The organism is Labrenzia sp. THAF191a (assembly GCF_009363335.1).
GTDB classification, from domain to species: domain Bacteria; phylum Pseudomonadota; class Alphaproteobacteria; order Rhizobiales; family Stappiaceae; genus Roseibium; species Roseibium algicola.
The window spans coordinates 5,043,680-5,057,615 of sequence record NZ_CP045333.1 but is presented as its reverse complement, the minus strand read 5'-3'; the positions used below and the strand labels follow the sequence as shown (position 1 = coordinate 5,057,615).

The window sequence follows — 13,936 nt, the reverse complement described above, 5'->3', positions numbered from 1 at the left end:
TCCGGCATTCCGTGCCGGATTGCCCCACTTGCGCCATGAAGGACCGATTTAAGCCCCTTCAGGGAATTGCCCGAGCCGGATCAAGTGGATAATGTGCGCCACTCATGAAGGGGCCGTGCCCGGGCAGACGTGCCGGGCCGAAGAAGTGAATGCAGGAAATAGACACGCATGTCTGACATTTTTCGTGAAGTCGATGAAGATATCCGCCAGGAAAAATACCGTCGGCTTTGGGACCGCTTCGGTCCGTGGGTGCTTGGCGTTGCGGTCTTGATCATTGTTGGAACCGGCGGTTATCGCGGCTGGCTCTACTGGCAGGAACAGCAGTCCCAGAGCGCGGGTGACACGTTCTTTGAAGCCGTGCGGCTTTCCGAAGCCCAGAACTACGAAGAAGCAGCAGCTCTTTACGGTGAACTGGACAATGCCCTTGGCGGATACCCGGCCTTGGCGAAAATGCGCCAGGCAACCGATCTTTCCAATTCCGGCAAGACTGAAGAAGCCCTGGCCGAATTCGATGCCTTGTCGCGCGATACCAGCATCATGGATGCTCTGCGTGATGTTGCAGCGCTGCGTGCCGCTTATCTTGCCGTCGACACGCAAGGCTACGGCGATATTGCCGACCGGGTCGAGAAGCTGACCGGTGATACCGGTCCGTTCCGTGCAGCTGCACGCGAACTTCTTGCCCTAAGTGCATGGAAAGCCGGCGATATTGAAACAGCCCGTCAGTGGATTTCTGCTCTTGAAGACGACGCGGAAACTCCGGCAGACGTGAGCCGGCGCGTGTCGATCCTGAGTGACGTGATCCGGTCCAGCAACGGCGAAGCCATGGCGGACAGTGAAGGAAACAACCAGTGAGTTTTGTAACCGTTTCTTTCCGCAGACGCGGTGTTTTTGGTGCCATTGCGCTTTCGCTCGTCCTCACCGGTTGCGGGTCGGTCAGCGAATTTACCGAGAACATAAACCCGTTTGCTCGCGAGAAAATCCTCAAGGGTGAGCGCCAGCCCGTTTTCGACGGTGCCGATCCGGCAGCCGAAGCGCTTGGCCAGGCAGCAAAGGTCGGTTCTGCGACTGGTGGGCAGTCCTGGTCAACAGCCGGTGGTGGCCTGACCAACGATCCGGGCAACGTCGCCATATCCGTCTCCGGCAATCGTGCCTGGCGCGCTCAGGTCGGCTCGTCCGGCGGCGGGCTGACAACATCCGCACTTCGGGTGTCTTCCCGTCCGGTCAGTGATGGCAGCCGTATTTACGTCTACAAGCCGAATGGCGAAGTCGTAGCGTTGTCGACGGGCGGTGGACGCCAGTGGACCCAGAACCTGCGTCCGGAAGGCGAAAGGGATGTGGGGCCTGGTGGTGGTGTCGCCGTTGAAGGCGGCGTTGTCTACGCAGCCACCAGCTACCGTCAGGTCGCGGCTCTTGACGCCGGCTCCGGTCGGGAAATCTGGAAAGTCGACATCGACACGCCGGCTCGTGGTGCGCCTGTTGCCGGTGCCGGTCATGTCATTGTCGTATCCCAGTCCAACGAAGTCTATGCCCTGAAGCAGTCTGACGGCAGCGTTGCCTGGACCTATGCAGGTATCGAGGAAACCGCTGGTCTGTTGTCTGCGGCCAATCCGGCCATTTCCGGCAACCGTGTCATCGTGCCGTTCTCCTCCGGTGAAATCATGGCCATCGACATCAAGTCGGGCGAACCGGCCTGGATCGACGGCGTGTCTCGCGGCTTCAGGACACTTGCCCTGTCAGGTCTCGCGGACGTTTCGGCGAGCCCGGTTGTCTCCGGCAGTACGGTTTACGCCACAGGTGTTGCCGGCCGCACGGTTGCAGTGGATGCCCGCACCGGCCAGCGCCGCTGGGAACAGGATCTCGGCAGCGTGCACACGCCGGTTGTCTCCGGCAGCGCGTTGTTCATGGTTGATCTCGACGACCGTATGGTCGCCCTCAATCTGAAAAACGGGGAAACCCTCTGGGCAACGGCCTTGCCGCGTCCGGAAAAGAAGAAGAAGCGCCGCAACTGGGCTGGCCCGATCCTGGCGAATGGGGCACTGGTTGCCTTTTCCAGCGACGGTCAGATCGCAATCGTGGATGCCGCTTCCGGAAAAACCATGTTGACGCAGCGGACCAATACGGATGTCTATGTGACACCGATCGTCGCCGGAGGCCGGATTATCGTGCTGACAGGCAATGACGGCGTCGCTGCCTTCAACTAGCATTTGAGGCAGGGCCCGAAGAGGCCCGCCTATCAGGAGAAACTGCTGTGGGCGCTACTGTCGCCATTATCGGACGGCCGAATGTCGGCAAGTCCACCCTGTTCAATCGCCTTGTGGGCAAGCGCCTGGCGCTGGTAGACGACACACCTGGTGTGACGCGTGACCGGCGGCCGGGCGATGCCCGTTTGGGCGACTTGCGCTTCACGATCATCGACACCGCCGGTCTCGAAGATGCGGACAAGGAATCCCTCGAAGGCCGCATGCGCCGGCAGACCGAGGAGGCGATCGAAACCGCCGACGCGGTTCTGTTCGTGATTGACGCTCGTGCCGGTGTTACGCCGCTTGATGCCCATTTTGCCGAAGTTGCACGCAAGACCACCCGTCCGGTGATCCTGCTGGCCAATAAGGCGGAAGGTCGGGCCGGAGAGAGCGGACTTTACGAATCCTATTCGCTTGGGCTCGGTGATCCGATTGCAATCTCCGCTGAGCACGGCGAAGGGCTTGCTGATCTCTATGACGCTCTGAAACCTCATGTCGACCGGGTCACGGAAGAAGAAGAGGCAAAGCGCGAAGAGGCGATCACCAATGTGGATGTCGACGAGGACGGTGAATTCGTCGAGGACGAAGAGCCGGTCGGTACCATTGAAAGACCGCTGCGTGTTGCCATCGTCGGCCGCCCGAATGCGGGCAAGTCGACGCTGATCAACCGCATGCTGGGCGAAGACCGCATGCTGACCGGACCGGAGGCAGGCATCACGCGCGATTCCATCTCGGTAGACTGGGTCTGGCGCGACAGGCATATCAAGCTGTTCGATACGGCCGGTATCCGGAAAAAGGCGCGCGTACAGGAAAAGCTCGAGAAGCTCTCCGTGGCCGACGCTCTGCGTGCGATCAAGTTCGCCGAAGTGGTTGTTGTCACGCTGGACGCCACCATGTCCTTCGAGAAGCAGGACCTGCAGATCATCGATCTGGTTGCGCGCGAAGGCCGCGCGCTGGTGATCGCGATCAACAAGTGGGACCTGATCGAAGACCGGGAAGAAGCCTGGAAGAAAATCAAGGACGCCAACGAGCGGTATTTCAACCAGATCCGCGGTGTTCAGATCGCGACTTTGTCCGGCCAGCAAGGGCAGGGCGTCGATCGCCTGATCGAAAGCGTTTTTACCGCCTACGAGGCCTGGAACTCGCGTGTCTCGACCGCCAAGCTGAACCGTTGGCTGGACAAAGTCACCGCGAACCATCCGCCCCCCGCAGTTGCCGGACGCCGGGTGCGCCTGCGTTACATGACCCAGCCCAAGACGCGGCCGCCACATTTCGTGGTTTTTTGTTCGCGTCCCGAACAATTGCCGGAAAGCTACACGCGCTATCTGGTCAACTCGCTGCGCCAGACCTTCAACATACACGGAACTCCCATTCGCCTGTCCTATCGCAAAGGCGAAAACCCTTACGCCCCGAAGAGAAAACGGGGCTGAGTGGGGAGGGCAGCCTGCCATTTTGCCAGGCTGCCAGCCAGTATTCTTCTTTTCTGGCGGGAAAGCAGCTTCCCGCCGCGCTATCGACACTTAAGGGAGTTTGAACCATGTCCATCGACCGGCTGGAATTCGCCGTCGCCCTTGCCGAAAAGGCTGGCGAGCTCGGTCTCGACTATTTTCACAAGCTGGACACGCTGACGATTACGCAGAAGGGTCATCAGGACCTCGTCTCGGAAGCGGACCGCAATGTGGAAACGCTCATCCGCGCGGAACTCGCAAAGAGCTATCCGGACGACGGTATCCTGGGCGAAGAGCATGGCATGGAAGAAGGGTCTTCGGGCTATACCTGGGTCACCGACCCGATCGACGGTACGGCAAATTTCGTTGCCGGGATTCCGCAGTGGTGCGTCATCATCTCCTGCGTTCATCAGGGCCAGGTGATTGTCGGTGTGATCCATGATCCGGTGTCCAAGGAAACCTTCAAGGCTGCCGCCGGTCACGGTGCGTTCCTCAATGGCAAGCCGATCCGTGCTTCCGACAGCGAAAGCCTCTCTCACGGCTCAGTCGGTGTTGGTTTCAACGGCCGCACTGCCGTCACGGATGCGGTCAACGTCGTCGGTGCCCTGGTCTCCAAGGGCGGTGTGTTCTTCCGCAACGCTTCGGGCGGTCTGATGCTTGCCTACGCGGCTTCCGGGCGCCTTATCGGCTATGTAGAATCCCACATGAACGCCTGGGACTGCCTTGCAGGCATGCTGATCACCAAGGAAGCGGGTGGTGAAGTTCTGGAACAGGACATCAACCAGTCCCTTTACAACGGCGCACGCGTCGTTGTTGGCGCTCCCGGTGTTTTTGCCGACCTGAAGGAAATCGCCGAAAGTTCCTTTGCGCCTTTCGAAGCTGCTTAATCAGCCTCACACATGCTGGTCGACAAGAACCGGGTTTCCATCCGGGTCGACCAGCATGAAGCTGGCCCGACCACTGCCGGCCTCGTCAGCTTCGGATACAAAAGCGTATCCCTTCGCCTTCAGCGCCTTTTGTATATCCCGCACATCCTGAAAATCTTCCAGTGTCCTGGCATCCTGGTCCCAGCCGGGATTGAAGGTGAGTATGTTCTTGTCGAACATGCCCTGAAACAGCCCGATGATGGTATCGCCGTTCTTCAGGACCACCCAGTTGTCCGCGTCCGAGATGCCGATATCCACGAAGCCAAGACCTTCGTAGAACGCCTTCGATTTTTCGAGATCCTTGACGGCCAGACTGACCGAGAACGCGCCGAGTTTCATCTTCCTGGCTCCTCTGCAGCGACCGCCGCTGGATACCCTGCATGCTTTCAAAGTTCCAGAAAGGAAGCAAGTTCCAGGCGGGTCTTCTCGGTAAAATGAAAGCCCTTCCAGCCAAGCGCCTTCGCTACGCGAACGTTTGTGGCGCTGTCGTCGATCAGCAAGATCTCGGACGGGGCAACCTTGAGAGTGTCACTGACATGGGCAAAGAACGCGGTGTCCGGCTTGGCTGATTTGATGCGGCCGGAGGAGAAAATCTGGCTGACGAGCGAGCCGAAGCCGGACTGGTGCTCAATGTAGCTGGAGCGGCGATCTTCATTGTTCGTCGCTATCACCTGAACGACGTCATGGCTTGTCAGATGTTCAAGCAGGCTGCAGGTGAAGGGATCCCGCAGATCATCCTTGGCAAACCAGTAGTCGAGAAGGTCTCCCGCATCCAGGAGGTAGCCGCACCGGTCAAGCCAGTCTTGCAGGTGAGTTTTTATGTCCCGTTTCCCGGAGATGACTTGCAGGAAGGAGGCATCGAAGACGCCGCGTTCGAATGCATCGAGCGCGATGCCGAGGTCGCTCTCCAGCGTGTCGGCCCAGATGAACCTGCCGTCGACGACATTGCGGTTTAGAACGCCGTCGAAATCCCAGGCGATGACACTGATATCTGACCGCATGGTATGCTTCCCTTCCGATCATCGACCGGAAGGCGTAAAGCGAAAAAACGGGCTGTGCAACCCTTGATGGGATTTGCCCAACAGGATCCGCCTTAGGGCTGAATCCATTCTCCGCTGACGCGGTCGTACAGGCGGCCGGTTTCCAGTACGTCCGGCATCAGCAAAGGCAGAAGATCTGCCGCAACATCATCCGGCGTCGGAAGATTGGTGGCAAGCTCACCCGGCATTGCCTTGGCGCGCAGCCCTGTGCGGGTTGGGCCCGGGTCAGCCAGGTTGATCTTCATCTTGGTCTGCAGGCTTTCGTTCGCCCAGGTCCGTGCCATGGCTTCCACGGAAGCCTTGCTGATGGACTGTAGGCCCCAGAAGGGTGTGCAGGTGCTTGCATGAACGGAAGACAGGAACAGTGCACGGCCCGCGTCCGACTGGCGCAGGAGCGGGTCCAGAGAGCGGATCAGCCGCCAGTTGGCAACGACATTCACGGCCGTCACTTTCTCGAAGTCCTTCGGGCTGATGTGGCCGATCGGTGACAGAACACCCAGCATGCCGGCATTGGCAACAAAGATATCGAGCTTCTTCCAGCGTTCGTAGATCGCAGCGCCAAGCCGGTCGAGCGCGTCGAAGTCGGTCAGGTCAAGCGGGACGAGCGTTGTTTCCCCGCCTGCGGAGCGGATCTCGTCATCGAGGTCTTCCAGGCCGCCGACAGTCCGCGCAAGCGCAATGACATGCGCACCACGTTCGCCGAGCTGCTTTGCGATCTGATAGCCAATTCCGCGGGAGGCGCCGGTGACGAGAGCGACCCGGCCTTCAAAGTCTTTGATCATGCGTGATCTCTTAGATCAATTTGCCTTCCGGCGGTACCGCCGAAAGGCATAAATTGAAGCGGTCCAAAGAGTTTTGAGCGCTTTAGCCGACCTCGACCAGGCGAGGGGCGCTGACGAAGTCCTGATCCTCGGAAAGATCGGTCAGCGGCGTCGGATAATCGCCGGTGAAACAATGATCAGTGAACTGCGGATTGGCATCGTCGCGGCCATCGTAGCCCATGGCCTTGTAGATGCCATCGACGGACAGGAAGGCCAGGCTGTCGGCACCGATATAGGCGCGCATTTCCTCAAGACCGTATTTGGCAGCCAGCAGTTTTTCACGCACCGGCGTGTCGATGCCGTAGTAGTCGGAATACTTGATCGGCGGGCTGGCCAGGCGGAAGTGAACTTCCTTCGCGCCCGCTTCGCGGATCATCTGCACGATCTTGACCGATGTTGTTCCGCGCACAAGGCTGTCGTCCACAAGCACGACGCGCTTGCCTTCGATCTGAGCCCGGTTGGCGGAATGTTTCATCTTCACGCCAAGCGCACGGATCTGCTGGGTCGGTTCGATGAACGTGCGACCGACATAGTGGTTGCGGATGATGCCGAGTTCGAACGGCACGCCGCTTTCCTGGCTGAAGCCGATGGCTGCCGGCACACCACTGTCCGGCACCGGAACGATGACGTCGGCTTCGACGTTGGATTCCCGGGCCAGCTGGCGCCCCATTTCCCGGCGAACGTCGTAGACGCTGCGACCGCCGACAACGCTGTCGGGGCGGGAGAAGTAGATGTATTCGAAGATACACGGACGAGCCGGGCGTTTGCCGAACGGGAAGAAGGATTCAATCCCTGTGGACGTGCAGACGATAACTTCGCCGTTTTCCACTTCGCGGATGAACTTTGCCCCGATGATATCGAGTGCGCAGGTCTCCGAGGCCAGGATCGGAGCACCGTTCAGGTCGCCCAGCACCAGCGGGCGAATGCCGAGCGGGTCGCGCGCGCCGATCAGTTTCTTCGAAGTCAGCGCCACCAGAGAATAGGCACCTTCCATCTGGGTGATCGCGTCGATGAAACGTTCGACGATCTTGCCCTTGCGCGAGCGGGCAACGAGCTGCAGGACCACCTCGGAATCGGAGGTCGACTGGCAGATTGCTCCGTCTCGGATCAACTGGCGGCGCAGGGTGAGGGCGTTGGTGAAGTTGCCGTTGTGGCAAACGGCAATGCCGCCACCGTCCAGCTCGGCAAAGAGCGGCTGCACGTTCCGCAGGATGGTTTCACCGGTCGTCGAGTACCGAACGTGGCCGACAGCGGCCTTTCCGCTCAGCCGTTCGATAGTGTCGGCGTCGGAGAAATGATCGCCCACAAGGCCGAGATGGCGTTCCGCACGGAACTGCTCGTTGTCAACGGTGACGATCCCCGCTGCTTCCTGCCCGCGGTGCTGGAGCGCATGAAGCCCGAGCGCGGTCAGCGCGCTGGCATCCTCATGACCCAGAATGCCGAAAACACCGCATTCTTCGCGCAAGGTATCTGCATTGATGTCGAACGGTTCGTGCACGTCGGTTCCGCCAGCCATGGCGAACACTCCTTCGTTCTGGCCGGTGGGAGGACCGGCCGGGTCTTGCGGTCAAATGTCTGTCATCGTCACGCAGGTGGACGAAACATTGGCCGCTTTGCAAATGGTACATCGTCCCGCACATATTTGGGCGCGGGATGCCTCATTCAACGCTGCACCTCAATCGGTGCCCGTTACTGCCCCAGTCTCGGTTAGTGTCCCTGGTTTATGCCCAAGGCCTGTTAGTTACTATCCGTCGTCAGCTGTTCAAGTCCCTGACGTTCTGAATCGCTATAGGCCGGTTCATCAGTCGGGGTTGCTCCCCCTCCGGCCTGGTTGTTCTGCCGGATCTTGTCCAGGATCGCCTTTTCCGGGTCTTCTGGCAGCACAGCCACCAGCCGTTCACCGATGGACAGCAGGATCGGCCGCGACTTGGCGGTCTTGACCCAGTTCGGCTGCTGTTCCGGCTGGACGAACCAGTTGAAGAACATCATCGCGACGACGACCAGCAGCAGACCGCGCACAGCTCCGAACACGAACCCGAGGGTCCGGTCTAGGGCGCCGATCCGGCTGTCGAGCACGAAATCGGAAATCCGCATGGTGATATAGCTGACAACAAGCAGCGTGACCAGAAAGACTGCCGCGGCAGATACGCCCATGGCAACCAGGTCATGGTTGATATACTGCTTGGTGTAAGGAAGAACCCGTTCGTACAGCAGGAATGCCGCAGCTGCCGCAGCCACCCAGGAAACGATGGAAAGAACTTCCCTGACAAATCCGCGGATCATCGCAAGGACCGCCGAGATGAACATGATGACCAAGAGCAGTCCGTCCAGCAGCGTTATCGGCATGTTCCTGAAAAATCCTCTGTCTGGCGCTCTTTCAAGAGCTTAAACTTTTTGCCCAAACCCGTCACCATCTTGCGTCAGGTCTGCCCCGTAGCACTAGCCTCCGCCGAAAGTTTGGCAACAAAGTCCCCAAGTTCCGGCACTCCTGTCGTCCTGAACGAAGACACGGTGCCGTCCTTGAGATTGCCCTCCGGACAGTAAGCCTGATCGAAGCCGAGTTTCTCGGCTTCTTTCAGTCTGGAAGGGGCTTGGGCGACCGGCCTGATGGCCCCCGACAGGCTGACTTCGCCGAAATAGACGCAATTGGCCGGAAGGGCAAGTCCGCTGAGTGAGGAGATTAACGCTGCTGCCACGGCAAGATCGGCTCCAGGCTCGTTGATCTTGAGACCACCGGCGACGTTCAGATAGACATCATGTTGTGAAAAGCGGACGCCGCACCGTGCCTCAAGCACGGCCAGGATCATGGAAAGCCGCGCGCTGTCCCAGCCGATGACGGCCCTGCGCGGTGTTCCCAGAGAAGACTGCGCCACCAGTGCCTGGATCTCGATCAGGAGAGGTCTTGAGCCTTCCAGACCGGCGAAAACGGCTGCGCCGGGCGCAGACGTGTTTCTGTCTCCCAGGAACAGGGCGGATGGATTGGGGACTTCCTGCAGCCCCTTTCCCGTCATTTCGAAAACGCCGATTTCATCCGTTGCGCCGAAGCGGTTCTTGACCGAGCGCAGGATACGATACTGATGAGCGCCGTCGCCCTCGAAATAGAGCACCGCGTCGACCATGTGCTCGACCACGCGCGGACCGGCAATCTGTCCGTCCTTGGTCACATGGCCGACAAGAACAAGGGTGGTGCCGTTCTTCTTGGCATAACGCACCATTGCCTGGGCGGATGCACGCACCTGCGTCACGGTGCCGGGAGGAGATTCCACCTGGTCTGTCCAGAGCGTCTGAATAGAGTCGAGGATGAGAAGGGCCGGCGCCGTGTCGGCTTCCAGCGTTGCCAGAATGTCTTCGACGCTTGTTTCCGCAGCCAGTGCCACGGGTGCCTGGGCGAGACCCAGCCTTTCGGCCCGAAGCCGAACCTGTCCAATGGCTTCTTCGCCTGAAATATAGACGGTCTTGTGCCCGAGGTTGGCCAGTTGCGCAGCCGCCTGGATCAGCAGTGTGGACTTGCCGATACCGGGATCGCCGCCGACAAGCAGGGCAGACCCACGTACGAAGCCGCCGCCGGTCACCCGGTCAAGTTCAGGCACCTTCGTCTGGATGCGCGGGGCTTCCTTGGCATCGCCGGAAAGGCCGACAAGGGGAATGACACGGCCCTTGCTGCGGGAAGCCCTGCCGGGGCCACCACCGACGCCGCCGCCGGTCTGCTCCTCCACGATGGTGTTCCATTCACCGCAGCTTTCACAACGGCCAACCCACTTGGCGGTAACCGCGCCGCAGGACTGGCAGACGAAGGATGTGGAGCGCCGTGCCATGCAAATTGCCTTTCGCTCTCGGCTCCGGTCAGGTCAGGGGCGCATAGACGCGCTCAAACCGACGTCCGAGGCTTGTCAGATATTCGTAGTCGATGGTTTCCGCATAAGCGGCAAGATCGGAAGCTGCAACACCTGGCCCCAGCATTTCCACAAACGCGCCGCGCTGAAGCAGGTGTTCAGGCACATCCGTCACGTCGAGCGTGATCATGTCCATTGAAATCCGGCCGAGGATCGGCGCCTTGTATCCGCCGATCAGCCCGAAGCCACCCGGGCGGTCGTCCGTGGAACCGGCACGACGGATCATGCCATCGGCATAACCGGCGGCCACGACGGCATTGCGCAAGGGGCGCTTTGCGGTTTGTTTCGCGCCATAGCCGATCGTATCGCCCTGTGGAACGTCGCGCACAATCATGATGCGTGCTTCAACCTTGGCGACCGGTTTCATCGGGTTGGGCTCGGATTCGATGGCCAGCCCGCCGTAAAGCGCGATCCCGGGACGGACAAGGTCGAAGTGGTAGTCCGGGCCAAGCAGCACCCCGGCGGAATTTGCCAATGACCGCGGAATGTGAGGGAAGGGGGCGGTTGTCTCCGTAAACAGTTTGAGTTGCCGCCGGTTCATGTCGTGGTCGGGTGTCGAGCCACAGGCAAGATGGCTCATCACCAGTGATGGCTGGAACGGCCCCAGAACGGCGTTGTCACTCAGAGCGCGGGTGAGTTCAGCCGGCGACAGGCCCAAACGGTGGATGCCGGTATCGACATGGACAGCGGCGGCATTGTTCTTGCCCGACGCCTTGCAGACTTCCGCCCATTCCAGGAGTTCTTCCAGACTGCCGAGGACGGGGCGGATGTCATGGGTCAGAAAGTGGTCGGCCGTTCCCGGAAACAGACCGTCGAGCACGTAGATGACGGCGTCCGGAAGACTTGCACGCAACGTCAGCGCCTCGGTCGGCACCGCCACGAAAAACGTCCTGCACCCCGCCTGGTAGAGGGCTGCAGCGGTTTTGTCCTGTCCGGTTCCATAGGCATCGGCCTTCAGAACGGCAGCGCAATCGGTGCTGTCGCTTACCTTGCCTTTCAGCAATGACCAGTTCGACACGATCGCATCGAGGTCGATCGTCAGTCGTCCGCCGTAAAGATTGGATGGGAAGGCTTGTTCAATCGTCGCAGGCACGGTCCGGATATCTCTCCAGTCAGAATCAATGTCTGAAATTCGAGAGTGAGCTTATCGCACCAGGGCGCATTTGCACCAACGGCCAAACCGCCAAAACCGTGACCAAGTGAAGCGCACTGCAGCGCTCCACCCGGGAAGTGCGCTGAAGAGCGGAAGCTCAATCCATATAGAGGAATTCGACGCCGGCTTCGCCGGAGCGCACCCACCGAATTTCACCGTAAAACCGCAATTTCCGGCTTTCGATTTCGATGGTGATACGCTGATGCCGTTCAAGACCCTTGGTGTTGGTCGCAACGCGGCAACCACCGACGCTGATGTCTTCGACCACGCAGGGGCGATGGGTCGCGTCCTGCTTCAAAAGGCCGGACCACTTGCATCTTTTGCGCGGAAAGATGCGAGCTTCTTCGAGGAGTTTTTGTGCCGACGAATACAAGATGCGGTCACCTGGAAAAGATTTTAGGCGAAATTCTTTCTACTTAAAGTAAGTGAGGAGTTTTAACAGTGGCTTAATCGTGAGCGACGGCGTGTCCATTGCCAAATGCCGCAAGTGAGCCGCAGACGAGAGCTTGAACGCGGCATCAGGCGGCTATCGGGGCACCTTGTCTCAAGGACCGTCCAAAATCGCGAAGACGCCTGTTATTCGTAGCGTTCGGGCAGGTGATCTTCTTCGGCAAGATCGGAGAAGCGGGTGTACTGGCCTTCGAAGTGCAGGTTCGCCGTACCGGTCGGGCCGTGACGCTGCTTGGCGATGATGACTTCTGCCTTGCCTTTGAGCCGCTCCATGTCCCGTTGCCAGTTTTCGTGTTCGACAGTTCCGAATTCCGGCTCGGTCTTGGACAGGTAATATTCTTCACGGAACACGAACAGGATCACGTCGGCGTCCTGCTCGATGGAGCCTGATTCACGAAGATCCGACATCATCGGTCGTTTGTCGTCACGCGATTCCACCTGACGGGAGAGCTGTGACAGCGCGATGATCGGGACGTGAAGTTCCTTCGCAAGCGCCTTCAGACCCGTTGTGATTTCGGTGATTTCCTGGACGCGGTTGCCGGAGTTCTTGTTCGAGCCTGACAAGAGCTGGATATAGTCGACCACGAGCAGGTCGAGACCGCGCTGACGCTTCAGACGCCGTGCCTTGGCAACCAGCGAGGCGATGGAAATACCACCGGTCTGGTCCACATGAAGCGGGACGGCCTGCATGGTCTGCGCACAGGCGGCCAGCTTCTCGAATTCCGCTTCGGTGATATCGCCGCGGCGGATTTTCGAGGACGAGATTTCCGCCTGTTCGGAAATGATACGGGTGGCCAGCTGTTCGGCCGACATTTCCAGAGAGAAGAAGCCGACAACGCCGCCGTTGACGGTCTTGATCGAGCCGTCGGGTTGTTCTTCGGACTTGTAGGACTGGGCGATGTTGTAGGCGATGTTGGTTGCCAGGGAGGTCTTGCCCATCGCGGGACGACCGGCAAGCACGATCAAGTCCGAATGCTGCAGACCACCCATCAAACGGTCCAGTTCGCGCAGGCCTGTGGAAATACCGGAAAGGGCACCTTCACGGTTATAGGCGGCGTGCGCCATCTCGATGGTTTCGGTCAGGGCGTCGCCAAACGCGACGAACCCGCCTTCGCTGCGGCCGGTTTCTGCAAGTTCGAACAGGCGGCGCTCGGCATCATCGATCTGCTGGGAGGGGGGCACATCGATCGGGGCGTCGAAGGCGATATTGACCATGTCCTCGCCGATGCGGATCAGATTGCGACGGATCGCCAGGTCGTAGATGGTCCGGCCATAATCTTCGGCGTTGATGATCGAGGCGGCATCACCAGCCAGGCGCAGAAGAAACTGGGTCGCGGACAGATCCGCAATCTTCGCGTTGGCGGGATAGAAGGTCTTCAGCGTGATCGGCGACGCGGTTTTGCCGGCGCGGATCAGATGGCTGATCTTCTCGTAGATATCCTGGTGAGCAGGCACGAAAAAATGATGTGGTTCCAGAAAGTCTGAGACCCGGTAGAACGTCTCGTTGTTAACGAGAATCGCCCCCAGAAGCTGACGTTCCGCCTCGGCATTGTGTGGTGCCAAGCGCTGGATGTCTTCTTCCGTTTCGACCTTCTGTAGCGTGCCCTTCATAACGACCCCCGTTGACCCAAGTTCATTGGGAATACTCTGTGACGGGGGAGGGCTCAAGGTTCAAAAATGGCTGATTTCGATTCCCACCGGCTTGGACAAATCAGCGGGGAAAGAATCGAATCCAGCTTGACTCTGAACTCGATTGAAGACTCAAGGGCCTACCTCTTAGTTATTGAAATTTATGATATTTTCGAGAAGATTAATAGCTGGTTAATGAATTTTCGAGCAGTTTCAAGGCCTTAAACCGGAAACTGAAAAGCCAGGATTAGGCGTGGCTTGCCATCATTCCAAAAAGTTGCCGGCAAACAAAAAAACGGCGCTGAAGCCAGCGCCGTTTTTCGAAAGTCCACAAGG

Annotated in this window: 13 protein-coding genes; 4 read left to right on the top strand and 9 right to left on the bottom strand. The window is 59.2% G+C overall.

Going from position 1 to position 13,936, the window contains the following annotated elements; genetic code table 11:
- Positions 1–168 precede the first annotated feature (168 nt).
- From FIV05_RS23165 to FIV05_RS23150, 4 genes are all read left to right on the top strand, one after another.
- Positions 169–852 (top strand): tetratricopeptide repeat protein, encoded by a 684-nt coding sequence (locus FIV05_RS23165; protein ID WP_152511128.1) that lies wholly within the window; start codon positions 169–171, stop codon positions 850–852.
- Positions 849–2,201 (top strand): PQQ-binding-like beta-propeller repeat protein, encoded by a 1,353-nt coding sequence (locus FIV05_RS23160; protein ID WP_152511127.1) that lies wholly within the window; start codon positions 849–851, stop codon positions 2,199–2,201. The genes FIV05_RS23165 and FIV05_RS23160 overlap by 4 nt, the downstream gene beginning before the upstream one ends.
- Positions 2,202–2,248: 47 nt before the next feature.
- On the top strand, positions 2,249–3,670 hold the full coding sequence (gene der / locus FIV05_RS23155) for a ribosome biogenesis GTPase Der (protein ID WP_023003952.1): 1,422 nt from the start codon (positions 2,249–2,251) through the stop codon (positions 3,668–3,670).
- A 107-nt stretch (positions 3,671–3,777) separates the two neighbouring features.
- Complete coding sequence (locus FIV05_RS23150; protein WP_077290117.1) at positions 3,778–4,575, top strand: inositol monophosphatase family protein; 798 nt, start codon at positions 3,778–3,780, stop codon at positions 4,573–4,575.
- A 6-nt stretch (positions 4,576–4,581) separates the two neighbouring features.
- Here FIV05_RS23150 and FIV05_RS23145 read toward each other — a convergent pair whose 3' ends face one another.
- The 9 genes from FIV05_RS23145 to FIV05_RS23105 form a co-directional block, all read right to left on the bottom strand.
- Complete coding sequence (locus FIV05_RS23145) at positions 4,582–4,953, bottom strand: VOC family protein (protein ID WP_152511126.1); 372 nt, start codon at positions 4,951–4,953, stop codon at positions 4,582–4,584.
- A gap of 47 nt (positions 4,954–5,000) precedes the next feature.
- On the bottom strand, positions 5,001–5,615 hold the full coding sequence (locus FIV05_RS23140; RefSeq protein WP_152511125.1) for an HAD-IA family hydrolase: 615 nt from the start codon (positions 5,613–5,615) through the stop codon (positions 5,001–5,003).
- A gap of 92 nt (positions 5,616–5,707) precedes the next feature.
- Complete coding sequence (locus FIV05_RS23135) at positions 5,708–6,436, bottom strand: SDR family NAD(P)-dependent oxidoreductase (RefSeq protein WP_152511124.1); 729 nt, start codon at positions 6,434–6,436, stop codon at positions 5,708–5,710.
- Positions 6,437–6,518: 82 nt separating this feature from the next.
- On the bottom strand, positions 6,519–7,991 hold the full coding sequence (purF, locus tag FIV05_RS23130; RefSeq protein WP_023003957.1) for an amidophosphoribosyltransferase: 1,473 nt from the start codon (positions 7,989–7,991) through the stop codon (positions 6,519–6,521).
- A gap of 221 nt (positions 7,992–8,212) precedes the next feature.
- On the bottom strand, positions 8,213–8,821 hold the full coding sequence (locus FIV05_RS23125; protein ID WP_023003958.1) for a CvpA family protein: 609 nt from the start codon (positions 8,819–8,821) through the stop codon (positions 8,213–8,215).
- A gap of 74 nt (positions 8,822–8,895) precedes the next feature.
- The gene (radA, locus tag FIV05_RS23120; RefSeq protein WP_023003959.1) at positions 8,896–10,290 is read right to left on the bottom strand and encodes a DNA repair protein RadA; all 1,395 of its coding nucleotides are present in this window, start codon (positions 10,288–10,290) and stop codon (positions 8,896–8,898) included.
- Positions 10,291–10,318: 28 nt separating this feature from the next.
- Complete coding sequence (gene alr, locus FIV05_RS23115) at positions 10,319–11,461, bottom strand: alanine racemase (RefSeq protein ID WP_152511123.1); 1,143 nt, start codon at positions 11,459–11,461, stop codon at positions 10,319–10,321.
- Between the two features lie 157 nt (positions 11,462–11,618).
- Complete coding sequence (locus tag FIV05_RS23110; RefSeq protein WP_023003961.1) at positions 11,619–11,894, bottom strand: PilZ domain-containing protein; 276 nt, start codon at positions 11,892–11,894, stop codon at positions 11,619–11,621.
- A gap of 203 nt (positions 11,895–12,097) precedes the next feature.
- Complete coding sequence (locus FIV05_RS23105; protein ID WP_023003962.1) at positions 12,098–13,582, bottom strand: replicative DNA helicase; 1,485 nt, start codon at positions 13,580–13,582, stop codon at positions 12,098–12,100.
- Between the last annotated feature and the right edge of the window lie 354 nt (positions 13,583–13,936).